Origin of the sequence: Streptomyces cinereospinus, from assembly GCF_042430725.1 — a bacterium.
GTDB classification, from domain to species: Bacteria; Actinomycetota; Actinomycetes; order Streptomycetales; family Streptomycetaceae; genus Streptomyces; species Streptomyces cinereospinus.
Genome location: NZ_JBHMCY010000027.1, coordinates 21585 through 42937 on the forward strand (window position 1 = coordinate 21585; position 21353 = coordinate 42937).

General features: G+C 72.6%; 18 protein-coding genes and 1 pseudogene. 11 read left to right on the forward strand and 8 right to left on the reverse strand.

Annotated elements, in window-relative coordinates:
* Window positions 1-17 precede the first annotated feature (17 nt).
* The gene (locus ACFF45_RS16030; RefSeq protein ID WP_381346704.1) at window positions 18-1136 is read right to left on the reverse strand and encodes a hypothetical protein; all 1119 of its coding nucleotides are present in this window, start codon (window positions 1134-1136) and stop codon (window positions 18-20) included.
* A 365-nt stretch (window positions 1137-1501) separates the two neighbouring features.
* On the opposite strand from ACFF45_RS16030, the gene ACFF45_RS16035 reads away from it, so the two are divergent.
* Window positions 1502-2656 carry a cystathionine gamma-synthase gene (locus ACFF45_RS16035; protein WP_381346705.1) on the forward strand — a complete coding sequence of 385 codons (1155 nt, stop codon included), beginning with the start codon at window positions 1502-1504 and terminating at the stop codon, window positions 2654-2656.
* Window positions 2657-2729: 73 nt separating this feature from the next.
* On the opposite strand, the gene ACFF45_RS16040 is transcribed toward ACFF45_RS16035, so the two are convergent.
* The 3 genes from ACFF45_RS16040 to ACFF45_RS16050 all read right to left on the reverse strand — a co-directional run bounded on the left by ACFF45_RS16040 (window position 2730) and on the right by ACFF45_RS16050 (window position 4207).
* Complete coding sequence (locus ACFF45_RS16040; RefSeq protein WP_381346706.1) at window positions 2730-2978, reverse strand: hypothetical protein; 249 nt, start codon at window positions 2976-2978, stop codon at window positions 2730-2732.
* Window positions 2975-3496, reverse strand: coding sequence for a sigma factor-like helix-turn-helix DNA-binding protein (locus ACFF45_RS16045; protein ID WP_381346707.1), 522 nt, complete (start codon window positions 3494-3496; stop codon window positions 2975-2977). The genes ACFF45_RS16040 and ACFF45_RS16045 overlap by 4 nt, the downstream gene beginning before the upstream one ends.
* 204 nt (window positions 3497-3700) lie before the next feature.
* Window positions 3701-4207, reverse strand: coding sequence for a MarR family winged helix-turn-helix transcriptional regulator (locus ACFF45_RS16050; protein ID WP_381346760.1), 507 nt, complete (start codon window positions 4205-4207; stop codon window positions 3701-3703).
* Window positions 4208-4368: 161 nt separating this feature from the next.
* Here ACFF45_RS16050 and ilvA point away from each other — a divergent pair, with 161 nt between their 5' ends.
* The 3 genes from ilvA (at window position 4369) to ACFF45_RS16065 (ending at window position 7840) form a co-directional block, all read left to right on the forward strand.
* Entirely contained in the window at window positions 4369-5598 is a 1230-nt protein-coding gene (gene ilvA / locus ACFF45_RS16055) for a threonine ammonia-lyase (RefSeq protein ID WP_381346708.1), read from the forward strand.
* Between the two features lie 216 nt (window positions 5599-5814).
* Window positions 5815-6837, forward strand: a complete 1023-nt coding sequence (locus ACFF45_RS16060; protein WP_381346709.1) for an ATP-binding cassette domain-containing protein — start codon at window positions 5815-5817, stop codon at window positions 6835-6837.
* A 196-nt stretch (window positions 6838-7033) separates the two neighbouring features.
* A complete protein-coding gene (locus ACFF45_RS16065; RefSeq protein ID WP_381346710.1) occupies window positions 7034-7840 on the forward strand; it encodes an ABC transporter permease in 807 nt (268 codons plus the stop codon).
* A 396-nt stretch (window positions 7841-8236) separates the two neighbouring features.
* Here ACFF45_RS16065 and greA read toward each other — a convergent pair whose 3' ends face one another.
* Both greA and ACFF45_RS16075 read right to left on the reverse strand, forming a co-directional pair.
* Window positions 8237-8737: a transcription elongation factor GreA gene (gene greA, locus ACFF45_RS16070; RefSeq protein WP_381346711.1), complete on the reverse strand. Its 501-nt coding sequence runs from the start codon at window positions 8735-8737 to the stop codon at window positions 8237-8239.
* Window positions 8738-8904: 167 nt separating this feature from the next.
* Window positions 8905-9303, reverse strand: a complete 399-nt coding sequence (locus ACFF45_RS16075) for a DUF4307 domain-containing protein (RefSeq protein WP_381346712.1) — start codon at window positions 9301-9303, stop codon at window positions 8905-8907.
* A gap of 166 nt (window positions 9304-9469) precedes the next feature.
* Between ACFF45_RS16075 and mca the strand changes: the two genes are divergently transcribed.
* Together mca and ACFF45_RS16085 are read left to right on the forward strand one after the other, a co-directional pair.
* Entirely contained in the window at window positions 9470-10330 is an 861-nt protein-coding gene (mca, locus tag ACFF45_RS16080) for a mycothiol conjugate amidase Mca (protein ID WP_381346761.1), read from the forward strand.
* The gene (locus ACFF45_RS16085) at window positions 10323-10562 is read left to right on the forward strand and encodes a hypothetical protein (RefSeq protein ID WP_381346713.1); all 240 of its coding nucleotides are present in this window, start codon (window positions 10323-10325) and stop codon (window positions 10560-10562) included. Before mca ends, ACFF45_RS16085 begins: the two co-directional genes overlap by 8 nt.
* Window positions 10563-11418: 856 nt before the next feature.
* Here ACFF45_RS16085 and ACFF45_RS16090 read toward each other — a convergent pair.
* Window positions 11419-11786: pseudogene (locus ACFF45_RS16090) on the reverse strand (hypothetical protein); the annotation flags it as partial.
* Between the two features lie 68 nt (window positions 11787-11854).
* Here ACFF45_RS16090 and ACFF45_RS16095 point away from each other — a divergent pair.
* The 5 genes from ACFF45_RS16095 to ACFF45_RS16115 all read left to right on the forward strand — a co-directional run bounded on the left by ACFF45_RS16095 (window position 11855) and on the right by ACFF45_RS16115 (window position 20593).
* Window positions 11855-13888 (forward strand): thioredoxin domain-containing protein, encoded by a 2034-nt coding sequence (locus ACFF45_RS16095; protein WP_381346714.1) that lies wholly within the window; start codon window positions 11855-11857, stop codon window positions 13886-13888.
* Between the two features lie 204 nt (window positions 13889-14092).
* Window positions 14093-15355 carry a glycosyltransferase gene (locus ACFF45_RS16100; protein WP_381346715.1) on the forward strand — a complete coding sequence of 421 codons (1263 nt, stop codon included), beginning with the start codon at window positions 14093-14095 and terminating at the stop codon, window positions 15353-15355.
* On the forward strand, window positions 15352-17001 hold the full coding sequence (locus tag ACFF45_RS16105) for an ArnT family glycosyltransferase (protein WP_381346716.1): 1650 nt from the start codon (window positions 15352-15354) through the stop codon (window positions 16999-17001). Before ACFF45_RS16100 ends, ACFF45_RS16105 begins: the two co-directional genes overlap by 4 nt.
* Entirely contained in the window at window positions 16998-18191 is a 1194-nt protein-coding gene (locus tag ACFF45_RS16110) for a glycosyltransferase (protein WP_381346717.1), read from the forward strand. The genes ACFF45_RS16105 and ACFF45_RS16110 overlap by 4 nt, the downstream gene beginning before the upstream one ends.
* Window positions 18188-20593 carry a galactose oxidase family protein gene (locus tag ACFF45_RS16115; RefSeq protein WP_381346718.1) on the forward strand — a complete coding sequence of 802 codons (2406 nt, stop codon included), beginning with the start codon at window positions 18188-18190 and terminating at the stop codon, window positions 20591-20593. The genes ACFF45_RS16110 and ACFF45_RS16115 overlap by 4 nt, the downstream gene beginning before the upstream one ends.
* On the opposite strand, the gene ACFF45_RS16120 is transcribed toward ACFF45_RS16115, so the two are convergent.
* Window positions 20590-21321 carry a Mut7-C RNAse domain-containing protein gene (locus ACFF45_RS16120; protein ID WP_381346719.1) on the reverse strand — a complete coding sequence of 244 codons (732 nt, stop codon included), beginning with the start codon at window positions 21319-21321 and terminating at the stop codon, window positions 20590-20592. The genes ACFF45_RS16115 and ACFF45_RS16120 overlap by 4 nt on opposite strands.
* Window positions 21322-21353 lie beyond the last annotated feature (32 nt).

A 21353-nucleotide genomic window follows, 5' to 3' on the forward strand; every position in this document is an offset into this window, starting at 1 on the left:
GCATTCCGGCCGGGACCTCAGCGCGGCAGCGTCGCCGGGCTGCCGCCGTTCGCCTCGTAGCCCGCCACCGCCAGCGCCCGGTAGACCGCGAACTCCGCGGCCGGATCCGGCGACAGCGTCCAGGGCAGGGCGCCCACATGGCCGTCGATGTGTATCAGCTGGCTCATGGCCTCCGCCCAGCGCTCGGAGCGGACCAGGAAGAAGACCAGCAGATGCCGCACGTGCGCCAGCATCGGGTCGTCGGCGCGGGCCGAGTGGACCGCGTGGAGGGCGCCGTGGATCGCCTTGGTCACGACCTCGCTCTGGTAGAAGCCGGCGACCAGGTTGACCTCGGGGAGGTGCTCGAACACCGCGAACAGCGGCATCGCCGCCAGCAGCGAGCCCTGCGGCGCGCGGGCCGCCGCGGCCTCCGCGAACTGGGTCGCCAGCTCCCGCGAGCCGTGCCACTTCTCGCACCAGTAGTGCAGCGCGGCCAGGTGCGCGCCCATGTGGTTCGGCGCGCGGTCCAGGATCCTCAGCCACAGCTGCTCGAACTCCGCGCGCGGGTAGACCAGCCCGCGGGCCACCGACAGCTCGACGATGTACGGGACCGGGTCACCGGGGGCGAGCAGCGCCGCCTCGCCGCAGGCCGCCTTCGCCTCCTCCATGATGATCCGGAACTCGTCCGTGCCGGGCGTCGCCGTCCGCCACGCCTGCTGCACCAGGAACTCGGCGTGCACCGCCGCGCCGCCCGCGTCCTTGGGCGCCTCCGTCCGCCACACCCGCAGCCACTGGCCGCCCGGCGTCTCGCTGACGCCGCCCGGCCGCTGCTGCAGCTCCAGCGCCGCGGCGCCGGCGAAGGCCTGCACGCGCTGCCAGCGCAGCTCGCCCTGCGCCTCCGTGCCCGCGAGGAGCTGCGCGGCGGCCCGGTAGTCCTGCGTGCGCTGCACCAGGTCCAGCACGTCCAGCAGGTCCTGGTCGGGGCCGGGCATGCGGATGTCCAGCCCCTCCTGCCGCACGAAGCCGTAGTGCGCGGGGTCGGCGGCGTCCGGGTGGCCCGGCGTGACCAGCTCTATCCCCCGGCGCCTGCGCATCACGAACGGGCCCAGCACGAAGCCGATCATGAGCAGGCCCATCAGGACCCAGAGAATTTCCATGCCTCAAGCGAACCAGACGCCGCCGACGATTGGCCAACCCCCTCCGCCGGGCCTGTGGAAAACCGCGGCGGCCACGGCGCACGGGACGGACGGCCGGAAGCCCCGCCGGTCCTGGGAACGGCACGCCGAACGACCTGCCCGTCCTGGGAACGACCTGCCGGTCCCGGACACGACCCGCCGGTCCTCGGAACGCCGCGCCGGTCCTGGGAACGGCACGCCGAACGACCTGCCCGTCCTGGGAACGACCTGCCGGTCCCGGACACGACCCGCCGGTCCTCGGAACGCCGCGCCGGTCCTGGGAACGCCCCGCCGTACCCCGCCCGGGCCCTGCGGCACCCCCGGTGGAGCGCCTACGCTCGGTTCCCATGAGCGACAGGCACATCAGTCAGCACTTCGAGACGCTCGCCATCCACGCGGGCAACACGGCCGACCCCCTCACCGGAGCGGTCGTCCCGCCGATCTACCAGGTGTCCACCTACAAGCAGGACGGGGTGGGCGGCCTGCGCGGCGGCTACGAGTACAGCCGCAGCGCCAACCCGACCAGGACGGCCCTGGAGGAGAACCTCGCCGCCCTGGAGGGCGGCCGCCGCGGGCTCGCGTTCGCGTCCGGACTGGCGGCCGAGGACTGCCTGTTGCGTACGCTGCTCCGTCCCGGCGACCACGTGGTCATCCCCAACGACGCCTACGGCGGCACGTTCCGCCTGTTCGCGAAGGTCGTCGCCCGCTGGGGGGTGGAATGGTCGGTCGCCGACTCCGGCGACCCCGCGGCCGTACGGGCCGCCCTCACCCCGAAGACGAGGGCCGTGTGGGTGGAGACCCCCTCCAACCCGCTGCTCGGCATCACCGACATCGCCGCCGTCGCCCAGGTCGCCCGGGACGCCGGCGCCCGGCTCGTGGTCGACAACACCTTCGCCACGCCCTACCTCCAGCAGCCGCTGGCGCTCGGCGCGGACGTCGTGGTGCACTCCCTCACCAAGTACATGGGCGGCCACTCCGACGTCGTCGGCGGCGCGCTGGTCACCGCCGACGAGGGTCTGGGCGAGGAGCTGGCCTTCCACCAGAACGCGATGGGCGCGGTCGCCGGGCCCTTCGACTCCTGGCTGGTGCTGCGCGGTACCAAGACCCTCTCCGTGCGCATGGACCGGCACAGCGAGAACGCCGCGAAGGTCGCCGACATGCTCACCCGGCACGCGCGCGTGACGCGCGTGCTGTACCCGGGGCTGCCGGACCACCCCGGTCACGAGATCGCCGCCAAGCAGATGCGGGCGTTCGGCGGCATGATCTCCTTCCGGGTCGAGGGCGGCGAGGAGGCGGCCGTCGAGGTCTGCAACCGCACCGAGGTGTTCACCCTGGGTGAGTCGCTGGGCGGGGTCGAGTCGCTGATCGAGCACCCGGGCCGGATGACGCACGCCTCGGTGGCCGGCTCGGCCCTGGAGGTCCCCGGCGACCTGGTGCGCCTGTCCGTGGGCATCGAGAACGTCGACGACCTGCTGGAGGACCTGCAGCAGGCGCTGGGCTAGAGACACCCGGGTCCTCCCCGGCCGTTCCCGTCCGCCCGGCGACGCCGACTGCCGGAGCGCACCCGGCCCGCGGCTACCAGCCGGTGAGCGGTGGGGTCCTCCGCGCCGGCGGCACCGCCCACGGGCGCGCGGTGAGCGCCCAGACGGTGAACGCCACCGTCGCCGCGGCCGGCAGCAGCCAGGCCACGCGCAGGACGAGCGCCCGGCGCCGCAGCAGGCGCTCGCCGCGGCGGACCGCGTCGGCGCACAGGTCCGGCGGCACCCGCGGCGGCGTCCGCTCCATGATCCGCCGTGCGGCGGCCTCCCGTCCGGGCCGGCTCACCGGGGCCTCCTGGTCATGGCGCCCGCCGCCTCGGCGCCCGCCGCCTCGGGCGCGCGCGGCCGGGGCGGGTGCAGCAGGGTCGCCGTGGCCCGGTCGCAGAGGGTGCGGACGCGGTCCGCGGGCAGGCCGAGCAGGGCTGCCGTCTGCTCCTCGGCGACCCCCTCGTACAGCCGCAGGGCCAGGACCAGGCGCTCCCTCGGGGTGAGGTGCGCCAGGGTGCTGCCCGGGGCCGGCCCGGCCCGGCCCCGGGCGCCGTACCGGTGCCGGGCGCGGTGCGCGAAGCGCAGGGCGAGGTACGCGCGCGTGCGGTCGTACGGGTCCTCACCGCGCAGCCGTCCCCAGGCGGCGTAGGTGTGGGCCAGTGCCCGGGTCAGCAGCCGCCGCGCGCGCGGGTTGGCGTCCGGGGCCTCGGCGGTCAGCAGGGTGGCGGTGTGCAGCAGCCGCCCGGCCGCCCCGGCGACGAACGCCTCGAACTCCCGGCCCCGGCGGGCACCTCGGGACGCTTGCCGTGCTCGCACCGCGCCTCCCGCCTGAGGCCGACCTGAGGAGAGGGCTCGCGGCGCACCGGCGCGTCCCGGTACGGGCTGCGCACCGGCGTACGACCGCGAACCCGGTCTCATCTGAGGGCAGGTGCGCGCTTTCGGTCAAGAGCCGCGCACGACGTGGCTGCCCGGGCCCGGCCAGGCCCGTGCCCCCGGTCCCGCGCGGGTGCCCGGCGGCGGTCAGGAAGCCGGCGACGCCTCCGCCCCCGGCACGCCCTGGGGCGACATCCGGGCCGAGAGGGCGTGATTCAAGCGGGTGAGGAGCGTGTGGAACGCCTCGCGCTCCTCCGGCGCCCAGTCGTGGGTCAGTTCAGCCATCAACTGACGCCGCGAGGAGCGCACTTCCTCCAGCCGCGCCGACCCGCGCGGGGACAGCTGGAGGACCACCGCCCGCCCGTCCTCGGGGTGCGAGGTCCGCTTGACCAGGCCCGTGTCGACCAGCGGAGCCACCTGCCGGGTGACCGTCGACGAGTCGATGCCCATGCTCGCGGCGAGCGCCTTGACGCCCATCGGCCCCTCCTTGTCGAGCCGGTTGAGCAGCAGGTACGCGGCGCGGTCCATGGAGTTGCGCACCTGCCCGACCCCGCCGAGCCGGGTCTGTTCGGCACGTCGGGCGAACACCGCCATCTCGTGCTGCAACGCGTCGAGAAGGCCGGTGTCACCGACGGTCGTCATGTCCATCGACATGTCAGGTGTTGTGGGCATGGCCGGAGGCTCACTTCATGCTGGGTGCTGGGTTGGGGGACAGGGTACGCGGCCGGGACGCGGGTCGTACCGGCGCTGCGGAAACCGGTCCCGGACGTTGGTCACAACCGCTGTCGCGGCGTGTGAACTGCGAGACTCGACTCATGAACTACCGCAAGGCCGACCCCTTGCCCCCGGTCACCCTCGACGACGTGCGCGGCGCGCAGAAGATGCTCAGCGGCGTCGCACGTGTCACCGCGATGGAGGGCAGCAGATACCTCACCCAGCTGGTGGGTGCCCCGGTCCACCTCAAGTGCGAGAACCTCCAGCGGACCGGCTCCTTCAAGCTGCGCGGCGCCTACGTCCGGATCGCCGGCCTGCTGCCCGAGGAGCGCGCGGCCGGCGTGGTCGCCGCGAGCGCCGGCAACCACGCGCAGGGCGTCGCCCTGGCCTCCTCGCTGCTCGGCGTCCGCTCCACGGTGTTCATGCCGAACGGCGCCCCGCTGCCGAAGATCAGTGCCACCCGTGACTACGGCGCGGAGGTGCGCCTGCACGGGCAGGTGGTCGACGAGACCCTGGCCGCCGCGCAGGAGTACGCGGCCGAGACCGGCGCCGTCTTCATTCACCCCTTCGACCACCCGGACGTCATCGCCGGTCAGGGCACCGTCGGCCTGGAGATCCTGGAGCAGTGCCCGGAGGTGCGCACGATCGTCGTCGGCATCGGCGGCGGCGGTCTCGCGGCCGGTATAGCGGTCGCGGTCAAGGCGCTGCGGCCCGACGTGCGGATCATCGGCGTGCAGGCGGCGGGCTCGGCGGCGTACCCGCCCTCGCTGGCGGCGGGGCGCCCGGTGTCGATCGGGAACCCGGCGACGATGGCCGACGGCATCAGGGTCGGGCGGCCCGGCGACGTGCCGTTCGCGATCGTCGGAAATCTGGTGGACGAGGTGCGCACGGTCAGCGAGGATGAGCTGTCCGCCGCGCTGCTGCTCTGCCTGGAGCGGGCCAAGCTGGTCGTGGAACCCGCCGGGGCGAGTCCGGTGGCGGCGCTGCTGAGCGGTCCGGACGCCTTCGAGGGTCCGGTCGTGGCGGTGCTGTCCGGCGGCAACGTGGATCCGGTGCTGATGCAGCGGGTGTTGCGGCACGGTATGGCGGCCCAGGGCCGCTACCTGGCCGTACGGCTGCGGCTGACGGACCGGCCGGGTGCGCTGGCGACGCTGCTGGGGGTGTTGTCGGCGGTCGACGCCAACGTCCTGGACGTGAGCCATGTGCGGACCGACCCCCGGCTCGGACTCGCGGAGGCGGAGGTCGAGCTGCACCTGGAGACGAAGGGCCCGGCGCACTGCGTCGAGGTCGGCGAGGCCCTGCGCACCGCGGGCTACACCGTCATCGACTGAGCCGCCGGGCGGCGGACGACCCGCGAAGGCCCGTGCCGGGCCGGAGCCGGGTCAAGATCGCTGACTCTTCGTCACCCGTTCGGGAAAGACCGTTGAGGGACGCGATACATCGCGATATGGTGGCTCGCGTGGCAGCACCATCGGGTGGTCCGCACTGCTCGGACCACCCCGCTCTTCCCCAGTTCGTGAACTGTCCCCGACGACGTGGAGACTCATATGCCAGGCGCCATCTATGCCGAAGGCCTGGTCAAGACCTTCGGTGACGTCAGGGCACTGGACGGCGTCGACCTCGATGTCCCCGAGGGCACGGTCCTCGGCCTGCTCGGGCCCAACGGCGCGGGCAAGACGACGACGGTGCGCTGTCTGACGACCCTGTTACGCCCCGACAGCGGCCGTGCCGTCGTCGCGGGCATCGACGTGCTCGACCGACCCGACGACGTACGGCGCTCCATCGGCCTGTCCGGCCAGTTCGCCGCCGTCGACGAATACCTCACCGGCCGGGAGAACCTCCAGATGGTCGGCCGCCTCTACCAGATGGGCGCGAAGGCGGCGAAGGCCCGCGCGGGCGAGCTGCTGGAGCAGTTCCGCCTCGCGGACGCCGCCGACCGGCCCGCCAAGACCTATTCGGGAGGCATGCGCCGCCGGCTCGACCTGGCCGCCGCGCTGGTGGTCTCGCCGCCCGTGATGTTCATGGACGAGCCGACGACCGGCCTCGACCCGCGCAACCGCCAGCAACTGTGGGAGGTCATCAAGCAGCTCGTCTCCGGCGGTACGACGCTGCTGCTGACCACGCAGTACCTGGAGGAGGCCGACCACCTCGCGCACGACATCGCGGTGGTCGACCAGGGCCGCGTGATCGCCCGGGGCACCTCCGACCAGCTCAAGGCCCGCACCGGCGGCGAGCGCGTCGAGGTCGTGGTGCACGAGCGCGAGGACATGGCGTCCGCCGCCGAGGTGCTGGCCGGCTTCGGCAAGGGCGACACCACCGTCGAGGAGCACACCCGCAAGCTGACCGTCCCCGTCACCGGCGGTGCCAAGCTCCTGGCCGAGGTGATCCGCGAGCTGGACACCAGGGGCATAGAGATCGACGACATCGGCCTGCGCCGCCCGACCCTCGACGACGTGTTCCTGTCCCTGACGGGGCACGCGGCCGCAGTCGAGGCCGGGGACGGGGACGGCCACGGCGGCACGCCCGCCGACGCCAGGGGCCGCAAGCGCAAGAAGGAGTCCGCCACGTGAGTGCCGCCACCGACGCCGCCCCCCGGGCCGCCCGCCCGCATCCGCCGGGCCAGTCCGTCCGGGACTCCCTGGTGGTCGCCCGGCGCAACCTGGTCCGGATGTCCTGGGTCCAGAATCCCGTTCGCTCGCTCGGACTTCGTGTCAACTCGCTGGGCGCTCCCGGTCGGCGCCCGAGTGCCGGGAAGGGGTGCCCCGCATGAGCATGGTCGCCGATTCGCTGGTCGTCGCCCGCAGGAACCTGATCCGGATGACCAGGATTCCTGAGATGATCCTTTTCGGGGTCATCCAGCCCGTGATGTTCGTCGTCCTCTTCACGTACGTCTTCGGCGGCTCGATGAGCGTCGGAGGGTCCACCGACCCGGACGTCTACAAGGACTTCCTGATGGCCGGCATCTTCGCGCAGACCGTCACCTTCGCCACCGCCGGATCGGCCGCCGGTATCGCGGACGACATGCAGAAGGGCCTCGTCGACCGGTTCCGGTCGTTGCCCATGGCTCGCGGTGCCGTACTGACCGGCCGTACCGTCGCGGACCTGGTGCAGACGTGCATCACTGTGCTCGTCCTCGCGATCGTGGCGTTGATCGTGGGCTGGCGCACGGGCTCGGCCGAGCCGACCAACGCCGGGAAGATCCTGGGCGCCTTCGGCCTGCTGCTGCTCCTGGGCTACGCCTTCACCTGGATCGGTGCGCTGATCGGACTGTCCGTCCGGACCCCGGAGGCGGCGACCTCGGGCGGGATCATCTGGCTGTTCCCGGTCACGTTCATCTCGAACGCCTTCGTGGACTCCAGCCAGATGACTCCCTGGCTGCGGCACATCGCCGAGTGGAACCCGTTCAGCGCGACGGTGCAGGCGGCGCGCGAGCTGTTCGGGAACCCCGGCGTCGTGCAGTCCGACGCCTGGCCGATGCAGCACCCCGCCTGGGCCTCGCTGATCTGGTCGGTCCTGATCATCGCGGTCTTCCGGACCCTGGCAGTGCGGAAGTACCGGGCGGCGGACGGCTGATCAGTTCCGTTCTGCATCAAGGACGAGGAAGCCCTTTCCCGAGAAGGGAGGGCTTCCTTCGCCGGGTTCCGCCCTTGAGGCGTTCTGCCAGGGGGAATACGGCCGGGCAGTCACCTCGGGGGCGGAAGACCAAGAGGTCGAGATCCAGTACAGAGCCATGACCCTGCACAGGCGGCGACCAGCAGGCCCTGGAAGATCCACTGACGCCAGCCGAGCGGGCGTCGGTGCCGGCCTCCGCGTCGCCGCGGAGGCCGGCCGCGAGCGCGGCCGTGAGGGCGAGCACAAGGCGGGACGCAGGCCGGCGCCCTGCCGGCCGCGCCGGGCTGACCTGAGCATGACGAGGCCCCCTGCGTCGTGCGGACGCCGGGGGCCCGGCCGGGAACGGGGCGCGCGGGGTCAGCCGCTGTACGGCTCGGCCTTCAGGATCTTCACCGAGGCCTTCTTGCCGTTCGGCAGCTCGTACTCCGCGTCCTCGCCGACCTTGTGCCCGATCACGCCGGCCCCCAGGGGGGACTGCGGCGAGTAGGTCTCGATGTCGGCGCTCGCGTACTCGCGCGAGGCGAGCAGGAACGTCAGCGTGTCGTCCTCGTCACCGTCGAAGGCGATCGTCACGACCATGCCGGGTGCCACGGCACCGTCCGTCGAGGTCGGCGCCTCGCCGACCTTGGCGTTCTCCAGCAGCTGGGTCAGCTGGCGCACACGAAGCTCCTGCTTGCCCTGCTCCTCCTTGGCCGCGTGGTACCCGCCGTTCTCGCGCAGGTCGCCCTCCTCGCGCGCAGCCGCGATCTTGGCGGCGATCTCCGTGCGCGCAGGACCAGTAAGGTACTCAAGCTCGTCCTTGAGCTTGTTGTACGCCTCCTGGGTCAGCCAGGTGACGTTCTCGCTGGTCTGGGTCACAGGTGCTCCTCGTCGGTACTGGGAATACAAAGCATCGCCCTACCCAGAAGAATGGTCCTCCATGAGTGGGCGAAACCACGAGCCTAACAATTCAGTGGCGAAAAGGGGAGGACATTAGTGCCCAAATCACGTCAATGCAGGTCAGTGCCTACGTCTGACGGGTGAGATCAGTCGGCGTGGCAGCCCAGCAGCTCCGCCGTGGAGCCCGGCGCCGTGGTGCGCAGCGTGACGACCTCGGTGACCCGGGTGGCGTCTCCGCCGAAGCGGTAGTCCGCCCGGCCGACCTCGGCGCCGTCGGCCGCCTGCGAGCGGATCGTGCAGTAGCCGGAGGTGCCCGCGTCCTTCTCCACCGCCAGTGTGACCCGCACCGCGTCGTCGGAGAGCTCGAAACTGATCACTTCGGCGCTGATCTTGTTCTGGGCGATGTAGTGATAGGCGAAGAAGCCGATCACGGCGAGGAACAGCACGCCGAGGACCGTGCCGAGGGTCCTGAGGGTGCGGTCGGCGCGCTCGTCCGAGGAGCGGCCGTAACGGCCCTCGGGGAGTCGCGTGCTCACCGTGCTCATGATCGTCCTCTCGGCCGGGGCGGGACGGGGGTCCCGTAGGGGCTTCCGGGCCGTGCCCGGAATTAATCGCCCCCCGATTCGGTCACTATAGAAGCCGCCGTTCGCACCCGGTCACACCGGGCGCCGACCAAACGAGGATTGAGTCTTGACTGACCAGCTGCGACTGATGGCCGTCCACGCGCACCCCGACGACGAGTCGAGCAAGGGCGCGGCCACCATGGCGAAGTACGTGTCCGAGGGGGTGGACGTGCTGGTCGTGACCTGCACGGGCGGGGAGCGCGGCTCCATCCTCAACCCCAAGCTCCAGGGCGACTCGTACATCGAGGAGCACATTCACGAGGTGCGCAGGCGTGAGATGGACGAGGCGCGCGAGATCCTCGGCGTCGAGCAGGAGTGGCTCGGCTTCGTCGACTCCGGCCTGCCCGAGGGCGACCCGCTGCCGCCGCTGCCGGAGGGCTGCTTCGCCCTGGAGGACGTGGACAAGGCGGCCGGCGAGCTGGTGCGCAAGATCCGTTCCTTCCGCCCCCAGGTGATCACCACCTACGACGAGAACGGCGGCTACCCGCACCCCGACCACATCATGACCCACAAGATCACGATGGTGGCGTTCGAGGGGGCGGCGGACACCGAGAAGTACCCGGAGGCGGAGTACGGCCCGGCGTACCAGCCGCTGAAGGTGTACTACAACCAGGGCTTCAACCGGCCGCGCACCGAGGCACTGCACCAGGCGATGCTCGACCGCGGTCTGGAGTCGCCCTACGGGGAGTGGCTCAAGCGCTGGGACGACTCCGGCCACAAGGACCGCACGCTCACCACGCACGTCCCGTGCGCCGACTTCTTCGAGATCCGCGACAAGGCGCTGATCGCGCACGCCACGCAGATCGACCCCGACGGGGGCTGGTTCCGGGTGCCGATGGAGTTGCAGAAGGAGGTCTGGCCCACGGAGGAGTACGAGCTCGCGAAGTCCCTCGTGGACACCTCCCTCCCCGAGGACGACCTCTTCGCGGGCATCCGGGACAATGCCTGACATGAGCGCAAGCGCGAGCCTGGCAATGACCCACCTCGTCACCCTCGCCAAGGAGGTCGATGAGGACAAGGTGACCCCCGGCGTCCTCGGCTTCATCGTCTTCGCGGTGATGGCCCTGGCCGTCTGGGGCCTGATGAAGTCGATGAACCGGCACATGGGCCGGGTCGACTTCAGGGAGGCCCCGGACCCGGCGGCCCCCGCGAGCGACCCGGGCAGGCCGGCCCGCGGCTGAACGAGCCGTCCCCGGCGGAGCCAGCCACCCGGCTGCCCCGCCGGGACGGGTCCTCGCCTGTCGCGCCCGGGGCGGCTCCCTGGCCCATGCCGTCCGGAGTGACTCCGCGGCCTGTCCCGACCGCGGCTTCTCGCCGGGCCTGGCCGGGGCGGCCGGTCGGCTCGCCTCCGCCCCGGGGGGGGGCGGCCTGTCGGCCGGCTCCTGCCGGGGCGGCTCCCTGGCCCATGCCGTCCGGAGTGACTCCGCGGCCTGTCCCGACCGCGGCTTCTCGCCGGGCCTGGCCGGGGCGGCACCCGGGCCCGCTCCCGCCGAGGGTGGTCCCACGACGCTGTGCGCGGTCGGCGGCCTCCCGGGCGGCTTCTGCGGGCGGCACCTCGGCGCGCCTCTGCTCGGGGTGGTCCCGTGAGGCGTCTTTGTCCGAGGGATGCTTGGCGCGCCTCTGCTCGGGGTGGTCCCGTGAGGCGTCTTTGTCCGAGGGATGCTTGGCGCGCCTCTGCTCGGGGTGGTCCCGTGAGGTGTCTCTGTCCGAGGGATGCTTGGCGCGCCTCTGCTCGGGGTGGTCCCGCGCCCCGCGCCCGCCCGAGGGACGCTCGGCCCGCCTCTGCCCCCGGAGCGGTCCTTTGCGGCCCCGGTACCGGCGCCCGGAGCGGTCCTTTGCGGCCCCGGCCCCGGCGGCCCTCGGGGCGGCCCCTTGCCGCCCCGGCCCTTGCGCCCCCGGGGCGGTGCCTGCGCGGTCCCCCGCCGGGGCGGTGCCTGCGCGGCCCGGGGCGGTCCCCGCCCCGGCCCGGGGTGGTCCCCGCCGACCCCGTCCAGCCGGTCGCCCCCGGACGGTCCCCCGGGGCCAGGGTGTCGGTGGGATCGGTACGCCCATGATCTCCCGGGCGCGGCGGCTGGGGACCATGCCCAGGCGCCAGGCCTGCCAGCCGGCCTCCAGTTCCACGCCGCGTTCCAGCAGCAGCTGGGAGGCCTCCAGGTAGTCGTCCAGCTTCTCGTCGCGGGCCGGACGGCCGGCGCGGGACAGCTGCGCCGGCTCTCCTGGGCCACCGCCGTGCCGACCTCGACGCCGCCCGGAGCGGCGTACGGCAGCAGCGTGCCGCGCAGGAAGCGGGCCCAGTCCTCGCCGCGCCGGTCGCCGTACGAGGCGAACAGGCCGGCCGCCTCGTCGCACGGCGCCAGCGCCGCCGCCGCACGGGCGTTGCCCGCGTCGACCACCGCGATGGCGAGAGGGCGGCGATCACGCGGTCCGGCCGGTCGTCCCGGCGGCCCGCCTCCCCGTCGGGCAGGATGGGGGTATGCCGAACCGACTGGCTCACGAGACGTCCCCGTACCTGCTCCAGCACGCCGACAACCCCGTCGACTGGTGGCCCTGGTCGCGGGAGGCGTTCGAGGAGGCGCGCGGGAGTGACAAACCGGTCCTGCTCAGCGTCGGCTACAGCAGCTGCCACTGGTGCCACGTCATGGCGCACGAGTCGTTCGAGGACCAGGCCACCGCCGACTACCTCAACGAGCACTTCGTCAACGTGAAGGTCGACCGCGAGGAGCGCCCCGACGTGGACGCCGTCTACATGGAGGCGGTGCAGGCGGCGACCGGGCAGGGCGGCTGGCCCATGACGGTGTTCCTCACGCCGGGGGCCGAGCCCTTCTACTTCGGCACCTACTTCCCGCCCGCCCCGCGGCACGGGATGCCGTCCTTCCGGCAGGTCCTGGAGGGCGTCAGCCACGCCTGGCGGGCCCGCCGCGCGGAGGTCACCGACGTGGCCGGGAAGATCGCGCGGGACCTGGCGGAGCGGGAGATCGGCTTCGGCGGCAGCGAGGCGCCCGGCGAGCAGCAGACGGCGCAGGCGCTGCTCGGGCTGACCCGGGAGTACGACCCGCAGCGCGGCGGGTTCGGCGGGGCGCCGAAGTTCCCGCCGTCCATGGTCATCGAGTTCCTGCTGCGCCACCACGCCCGCACCGGCGCCGAGGGCGCGCTCCAGATGGCCCGCGACACCTGCGAGCGGATGGCCCGGGGCGGCATCTACGACCAGCTCGGCGGCGGCTTCGCGCGGTACTCCGTCGACCGTGACTGGGTGGTGCCGCACTTCGAGAAGATGCTGTACGACAACGCCCTGCTCTGCCGGGTGTACGCCCACCTGTGGCGGGCCACCGGCTCGGAGCTGGCCCGGCGGGTCGCGCTGGAGACCGCCGACTTCATGGTCGCCGAACTCCGCACCGAACAGGGCGGTTTCGCCTCCGCGCTGGACGCCGACAGCGACGACGGGACGGGCCGGCACGTCGAGGGGGCGTACTACGTGTGGACCCCCGCGCAGCTCCGCGACGTCCTCGGCGACGACGACGCCGAACTCGCCGCCCGGCACTTCGGCGTGACCGAGGAGGGCACCTTCGAGGAGGGCGCCTCCGTGCTCCAGCTCCCGCTGAGCGAGCACATGGCCGACGCGGAGCGGGTCGAGTCGGTCAGGCGGCGGCTGCGCGCGGCGCGCGCCGAGCGGCCCGCGCCCGGCCGGGACGACAAGGTCGTCGCCGCCTGGAACGGCCTGGCGATCGCCGCGCTGGCCGAGACCGGCGCCTACTTCGACCGCCCCGATCTGGTGGAGGCCGCCGTCGCCGCCGCCGACCTGCTCGTCCGCGTCCACCTCGACGACCACGCCCGGCTCGCCCGGACCAGCAGGGACGGCCGGGTCGGCGGCAACGCGGGCGTCCTGGAGGACTACGCCGACGTGGCCGAGGGCTTCCTCGCGCTGGCGTCCGTGACCGGCGAGGGCGTCTGGCTGGAGTTCGCCGGGCTGCTGCTGGACCACGTCCTGGTCCGGTTCACGGACGAGCGGACGGGCGCGCTGTTCGACACCGCCGCCGACGCCGAGCAGCTGATCCGCCGCCCGCAGGACCCGACCGACAACGCCGCCCCGTCCGGCTGGACCGCCGCCGCGGGCGCCCTGCTCGGCTATGCCGCCCAGACCGGTGCCGAGCCCCACCGCACCGCCGCCGAACGGGCGCTGGGCGTGGTGAAGACGCTCGGGCCGCGGGTGCCGCGGTTCATCGGCTGGGGTCTGGCGGTCGCCGAGGCCCGGCTGGACGGGCCGCGCGAGGTCGCGGTGGTGGGGCCCGCGCTCGACGACGCGGCGGCGAGGTCCCTGCACCGCACGGCGCTGCTGGGCACCGCGCCGGGCGCGGTGGTCGCGTACGGCGTCCCGGGCAGCGACGAGTTCCCGCTGCTCGCCGACCGTCCGCTGAGCGGCGGTGAACCGACGGCGTACGTCTGCCGCAACTTCACCTGCGACGCCCCGACGACCGATCCGGAGCGGCTGCGCGCGGCGCTGAACACCTGATCACAAGTCGAACGTCGGTGCGCAATTACGCATGTGTTCGGACACGTCCCCCCACATCCTGCTAGACCCCGGACCGTCGCGAAACAAACTATTTATCGGAACAGCTACCGCGCTTCACCGTTCCCCCCTACTCTCTCCACAGTGCCGAGGCGGGCGTGCAACTCCGCCGCGGCTGGGGGGATTTCAAAGATCTGGGGGGATCTTTTGCTGACGTCTGTCTTCATAGCCGTCGTCTCGTTCGCTCTGTTCTGGATGGCGGCTTTCACTCTGTGGTGGCAGATGCACGCGTGGCGCACGCCCGAGGTGCTGGCCTCCACCCGCTTCAGCCGGCCGGACGGCGCGGAGCACCTGTCGTTCTCGCTGCTGCTGCCGGCGCGGCACGAGCAGGCCGTGCTGGACCACACCATCCAGCGGCTGCTGGAGTCCACGCACACCGACTTCGAGATCGTCGTCATCGTCGGGCACGACGACCCGGAGACCACCGAGGTGGCCCGGCGGGCGGAGGCCCGGGACCCGCGCGTGCGGGTCGTGGTCGACACCCACGAGAAGAAGAACAAGCCGAAGGCCATGAACACGGCGCTGCCGCACTGCCGCGGCGACGTCGTCGGGGTCTTCGACGCCGAGGACCAGGTGCACCCGGAACTGCTCGCGCACGTCGACCACGCCTTCCGCGCCACCGGCGCGGACGTCGTCCAGGGCGGCGTGCAGCTGATCAACTTCCACTCCAGCTGGTACAGCCTGCGCAACTGCCTGGAGTACTTCTTCTGGTTCCGCTCCCGGCTGCACCTGCACGCGCAGAAGGGGTTCATCCCGCTCGGCGGCAACACCGTCTTCGTCCGCACCGGGGTGCTGCGCGAGGCCGGCGGCTGGGACCCGGACTGCCTCGCCGAGGACTGCGACCTGGGCGTGCGCCTGTCCAGCGTCGGCAAGAAGGTCGTCGTCGCCTACGACTCCGACATGGTCACCCGCGAGGAGACCCCGGGCACCCTGATGTCCCTGCTCAAGCAGCGCACCCGCTGGAACCAGGGCTTCCTCCAGGTCTACCGCAAGCGGGACTGGAAGCAGCTGCCCGGCTTCCGCCAGCGGCTGCTCGCCCGCTACACCCTGATGACGCCCTACCTCCAGGCGGTCTCCGGCGTCGTCATCCCGCTCAACGTGGCCATCGCGCTCTTCCTCGACGTACCGGTCGGCGTCGCCTTCATCACCTTCCTGCCGGCCGTGACCGCCCTCGTGACCTTCGTCTTCGAGGTGGTCGGACTGCACGACTTCGGCAAGCAGTACGGACTGCGGGTCCGCCTGGTGCACTATCTCAAGCTGATCGTCGGCGGGCCCTTCTACCAGGTGCTCCTGGCCGGGGCCGCGGTCCGCGCCGTCTGGCGCGAGCAGCGCGGCCGCAACGACTGGGAGCTGACCAGCCACGTCGGCGCACATCTCGCGCACGTGGACCGAGAGGACGTTCCTGCGTGACCTCCACACTTCCCGCGGCGACCGGAGTCGAGGTCCCCGCGCAGCGGACAGTTGCGCCCAGAACCAGCCCGGCGAACCAGACGAAGCCGCCCAAGAGACTCCGTTCCTCCCGCCCCGACCTCGTCCTGTGCGGCCTGCTGCTCGTGGCGGTCCTCGTCGTGCAGGGCTGGAACATCGCCGACTACCCCTCCCTCAGCGACGACGAGGGCACCTACCTCGCCCAGGCCTGGGCGGTGCAGGAGGGCCGGGGCCTGGCCCACTACACGTACTGGTACGACCACCCGCCGCTCGGCTGGATCCAGCTCGCCCTGCTGACCTGGATCCCCGCCCACCTCGCACCCGAGTCGATGACCGTCGGCTCGATGCGGGCCATGATGCTGCTGGTCAGCGCGGTCAGCGCGGTCCTCGTGTACGTCCTGGCGCGCCGGCTGTCGCTGCCCCGCTGGGCGGCCGGGCTCGCCATGGCGCTGTTCGGGCTCTCCCCGCTGTCGGTGGTCCTCCAGCGCGAGATCTTCCTGGACAACATCGCGGTGATGTGGACGCTGCTCGCGTTCACCCTCGCCGCCTCCCCGAGCCGTCACCTGTGGCACCACTTCGGGGCGGGCATGGCGGCCGCGGCCGCGGTGCTCACCAAGGAGACGATGCTGCTGGTGCTGCCGGCCGTGCTGGTGACCATGTGGCGGCACAGCCACCGCGACACCCGCAAGTTCGCCCTCACCGGCGCGGTCACCGCCTGTGCGCTGCTGGGCGTCTCGTACCCGCTCTTCGCGCTGCTGAAGGGCGAGTTGCTGCCGGGCAGCGGGCACGTGTCGCTGTGGGACGGCATCGTCTACCAGATGAGCCGCCCCGGCTCCGGCTCCGTCCTCGAACCCGGCACCGGCTCCTACGGCGTGCTCCAGTCCTGGCTGTACTACGACCGGGTGCTGCCGCTGGGCGGACTCGCCGGCGCGCTGCTGCTGGTGCTCACCTGGCGCTGGTCGGTGACCGCGCGGGCGCTCGCCGGGCCGGCGCTCGCCGTGGCGATCCTCGCCGGGATGGCGCTGCGGCCGGGCTACCTGCCCGCCATGTACATCATCCAGGCGCTGCCGTTCCTCGCCCTGGTGCTCGCCGGGGGCACGGCCTCGGTCGCCCACGCCGTGCTGCGCCGCCGGCGCCGGGCGGGCGAGGGCAGGGTCCTGAGCGGCGGGCGGTACGCGCTCGCCGCCGTCCTCGCGCTCGCCGCGGGCGCCTACGTGGTACCGCGCTGGTACGACGGCGACCGCACCGCCATGACCGCCGACGCCAACGCCCCCTACCGGGCCGCCGCCGCATGGCTGGACGCCGAGGTGGAGCGACCGCGGGACACCCGGGTGCTGGTCGACGACGCCCTGTGGCTGGACCTCGTGCACCAGGGCTTCGCACCCGGGCTCGGCGTCATCTGGTTCTACAAGGCCGACCTCGACCCGGCCGTGACGAAGACCATGCCGAACGGCTGGCGGGACCTCGACTACGTGGTGGCCTCGCCGACGGTACGACGGGACGCGGCCGACCTGCCGAACGTCAGGGCCGCGATGGAGCACTCGACGCCGGTCGCCGTGTTCGGCGCCGGACAGGAGCGGATCGAGATCCGGCGGATCGACCGCGCCGGGACGGGAGTCAGCCGATGAGCCAGGAGTCCGTGGTCCCCGGCGAGCTGGGCGATCCGGCGGTGTACGCCGCCGAGGTGCCCGAGCCGGGCGCCGTCACCATCGTCGTACCGACCTTCAACGAGTCCGCCAACGTCCGTCAGCTGCTGCACCAGATCACCGAGTCGGTGCCCTCCCGGCTGCCCTGCGAGGTCGTCTTCGTCGACGACTCCACCGACGACACCCCGCAGGCGATCCGGCGGGCCGCCCAGGACTGCCCCTTCCCGGTGACCGTGCTGCACCGCGAGGAGCCCGTCGGCGGGCTCGGCGGCGCGGTCGTCGAGGGCATGAAGGCGGCCGGGTCGGACTGGATCGTCGTCATGGACGGCGACTGCCAGCACCCGCCGTCGCTGGTGCCGGAGCTGGTCGCCACGGGGGAGCGGGCGAACGCCGGGCTGGTCGTCGCCTCCCGCTACACCAAGGGCGGCAGCCGAGCCGGACTGGCCGGCAGCTACCGCGTCGCCGTCTCGCGCGGCGCGACCTGGCTGACCAAGTCGCTGTTCCCGCGCCGGCTGCACGGCATCAGCGACCCGATGAGCGGCTTCTTCGCCATCCGCCGCAGCGCGGTCACCGCCGAGGTCCTCCAGCCGCTCGGCTACAAGATCCTCCTCGAACTCGCCGTGCGCAGCCGTCCGCGCGAGGTCACCGAAGTCCCGTTCGTCTTCCAGGACCGGTTCGCCGGGGAGTCCAAGTCGACCGCGCAGGAGGGCTTCCGCTTCCTGCGCCACCTGGCCGGGCTGCGCACCGCCGCACCGATGGCCCGCATGATCGTCTTCGGGCTGATCGGGGTGACCGGCTTCCTGCCCAACCTGCTCGGCCTGTGGACCCTGACCGGCCTCGGCATGCACTACCTCCCCGCCGAGATCCTCGCCAACCAGCTCGGCGTCGCCTGGAACTTCCTGCTCATCGAGCGGCTGCTGTTCCGCGACCGGCGCGGGGAGCGCGCCTGGTGGGACCGGCTGGGCCGGTTCGCGCTGCTCGCCAACGCCGACCTGCTGCTGCGCATCCCGCTGATCGCGCTGCTGGTCGGCGTGTTCGCGATGGCCGCGCTGCCCGCCACCGCGCTCGCGCTGGTGACGACGTTCGTCCTGCGCTTCGCCGGTACCGAAGCGCTGGTCTACCTGCCGCGCAGGCAACCGGGCGGCAGCCGCCAGGCAAGGAGAGCCGCGTGAACAAGCACCGAAGAAGGACCGCGCTCCTGGCCGTGGCGGGCCTGACCGGCGGTCTGCTCCTGACCGCGCCGCAGCCCGCCTCCGCCGCCAACCTGATCAAGAACCCCGGCTTCGAGACGGCCGGCACCGGCGACATGCCGTACTGCTGGTCGAAGTCCGGCTGGGGCGACAACGACTTCGCCTATGAGACGGTCACCGACGCGCACTCCGGCGGCAAGGCCATGAAGGTCACGCTCACCCGCCGCCTGGAGGGCGACCGCAAGGCCCTGATCACCGAGTCCGCCACCTGCGCCCCGGTCGTCACGCCGGGCAGGCAGTACGACCTGGGTCTGTGGTACAAGACGACCACGCCGGACGCCAACGTCACCCTGTTCCGGCACGACGCCACCGCCGGCTGGCAGTACTGGACCGACCTCAAGACGCTTCAGACGGCGGGCGCCTGGACCGAGGCCACGGTGCGCACCCCCGAGGTCCCGGCCGGCACCGACCGGATCTCCTGGGGCGTCTCCGTCTACGGCACCGGCTCCGCCACCACCGACGACTACACGATGGAGCAGGTCGCCGACCCGGCCCCGCAGCCGCAGTGCACGGGCACGGCGCAGGAGTGCGCCAACGGCAGGTGGGACGTGCTGCCCGCGCAGAACCCGGTGCGCTCGATGCACTCCGTGGTGCTGCACAACGGCAAGGTGCTGCTGATCGCGGGCTCCGGCAACGACCCCTCGATGTTCGAGGCGGGCACGTTCACCTCCGCCGTCTACGACCCGCGAAACGGCGGCTACCAGGTGATCCCCACGCCGGACGACATGTTCTGCGCCGGTCACGTGCAGCTGTCCGACGGACGCGTGCTGATCATGAGCGGCAACAAGGGCTACCCGTCGGCGGACGGCACGATCGGCTACCAGGGGTACAAGGACTCGTACGTCTTCGACCCGGCGACCGAGACGTACGTGAGGACCAACGACATGAACGACGGGCACTGGTACCCGTCGGCGACCGTCCTCGGCAACGGTGACGTGCTCTCCTTCGGCGGGCTGAAGGAGGACTCCACCGGTTCGGTGACCGCCGAGCTGTGGTCCGCGGACGAGCAGCGGTGGCAGCCGCTGTGGAAGGTCCACCAGACCTGGTCCTACTGGGGCCTGTACCCGTCGATGATCCTGATGCAGGACGGCCGCCTCTTCTACTCCGGCAGCCATGTCTTCGGCAACAACATCCCCGGCACCGGCTCGGCGATCTACGACTACGGCGCCAACACCGTCACCCAGGTGCCCGGCCTGCGGAACAAGGACGAGCGGGACCAGTCGGCGAGCGTGCTGCTGCCTCCGGCGCAGGACCAGAAGGTGCTCACCCTCGGCGGCGGCAACATCGACTCCAACCCGGAGGCGAACCGGCTGACGGACGTCATCGACCTCAAGCAGCCCAGCCCGTCGTACGTCGCCGGGCCGCCGATCCCGCAGGGCACGGTCGACCTCGGCAACGGGCCCGTCCCGCAGACCGGCGGCCAGGGCAAGATGTACGTCTCCGCCGTGCTGCTGCCGGACGGGAAGGTGCTGGAGACCGGCGGCGCCCTGCACAACCGCGCCGACCCGGTCTTCGAGTCGTCGCTCTACGACCCGGCCACCGGCACGTTCGACCCGGTGGCCGCCGACCCCCAGGCCCGCGGCTACCACTCCTCGGCGTTCCTGCTGCCCGACGGCCGGGTGATGACCACCGGCGACAACCCGGGCAACGGCACCTGGAACCACAACGTGTCCGTCTACACCCCGCCCTACCTGCTCAGGGGCCCGCGCCCGACGATCACCTCGGTGATCGACACCGAGTGGAACTACGGCGACACCCAGCGCATCACGGTCGACCGGCCCGTCGCGAAGGCCGAGCTGATCCGCCCGGCCGCGGTGACGCACTCCTCCGACCCCAACCAGCGGTTCGTGGACCTGCCGCTGAGCGTGGACGGCAACACCATCGACCTCAACGTCACGAGCAACCCCGACCTCGCCCCGCCCGGCTGGTACATGCTCTTCGCGGTCGACGCCAACGGCGTGCCGTCGGTCGCCGAGTGGGTGCACCTGAGCGGCCCGAAGGCGCTGCGCGCGGCCCAGGCACCGTCCGCGCACGTGCACGACTTCGCGGACGACCTGTCCGGCAAGGTCACCGGGCCCGGCAAGAAGCGCGCCGCGCAGAAGGTGGGCCCCGCCGTCTCCGGGTGCGACCGGCACTACGGCTCCGCCAACGTCTGCGTGCCGACCGCCTTCCCGGCGGAGGTGACGGGCACGGCGGCCCGCTGCACCTGGCTCCAGCAGCACGAGTACGGCCGCCTGGAGGTCAACGGCAAGGACGACCCGCTGCGCCTCGACGCCGACCGGGACGGCGTGGCCTGCGGAAAGGGTGACGTGCGCCGGCGCTAGCGCCGGCCCGGGAACTCGGTGAGGGCGCGCTCCACGATGGCCACCAGCTGCTCGTGGTGCGCGCCCTTCCAGTACGCCCTCCCGCACGCCCGGCACTGCGCGAAGACGTCGTAGGACCGCTGGGTGCCGCCCTTGAGCTGCTCGGCCACCTCCTCCTTGGCGGCGTCCCGCAGCAGGCCGTTGCAGGCGGTGCACCTGGTCCAGGGGCGCAGCTCGGGCGAGAACCGGTCGAGGACGTCGCGGAGCTGGTCCTCGGGGCGGGTGCTGTAGACGTAGGCGCCGGCCCACAGCTCCCGGCGGCGCAGCAGGCCGCGGTCCCGGCTGAGCATGACGCGCCGCTCGGCGGCCGAGCGGGCGGCGAGGGCCGGGTCGCCGATGTCGGTGGACTCGTAGGCCGTGTCCACGCCGAGCAGGCGCAGCCGGCGGGCGAGCGTGCCCAGGTGGACGTCGAGGAGGAAGCACAGCGGGGCGCCCGGGACGCGCTGCGGGCGGCCGACCGCGCGGACGATGATCCGCTCGCCGTCCGCGGGGACGTGGGCGGGCGGCACCTCGCGGCCGTCCACGACGAGCGCGCCGACCTCGGTGAGCGGGACGCCGAGGGACTCCACGACGTGGCCCAGCGTCGATACGCCGTCCGTGGTGAGCGCGGTGGCGCCGGCGCGCCGGCCGTGCGGGACGAACAGGCGCAGCGCGGTGGCGAATTCGACGTGGATCTCGGGTCGGTTCACCCGCCCAGCATCGCACGGGCGGGGCGCGGACC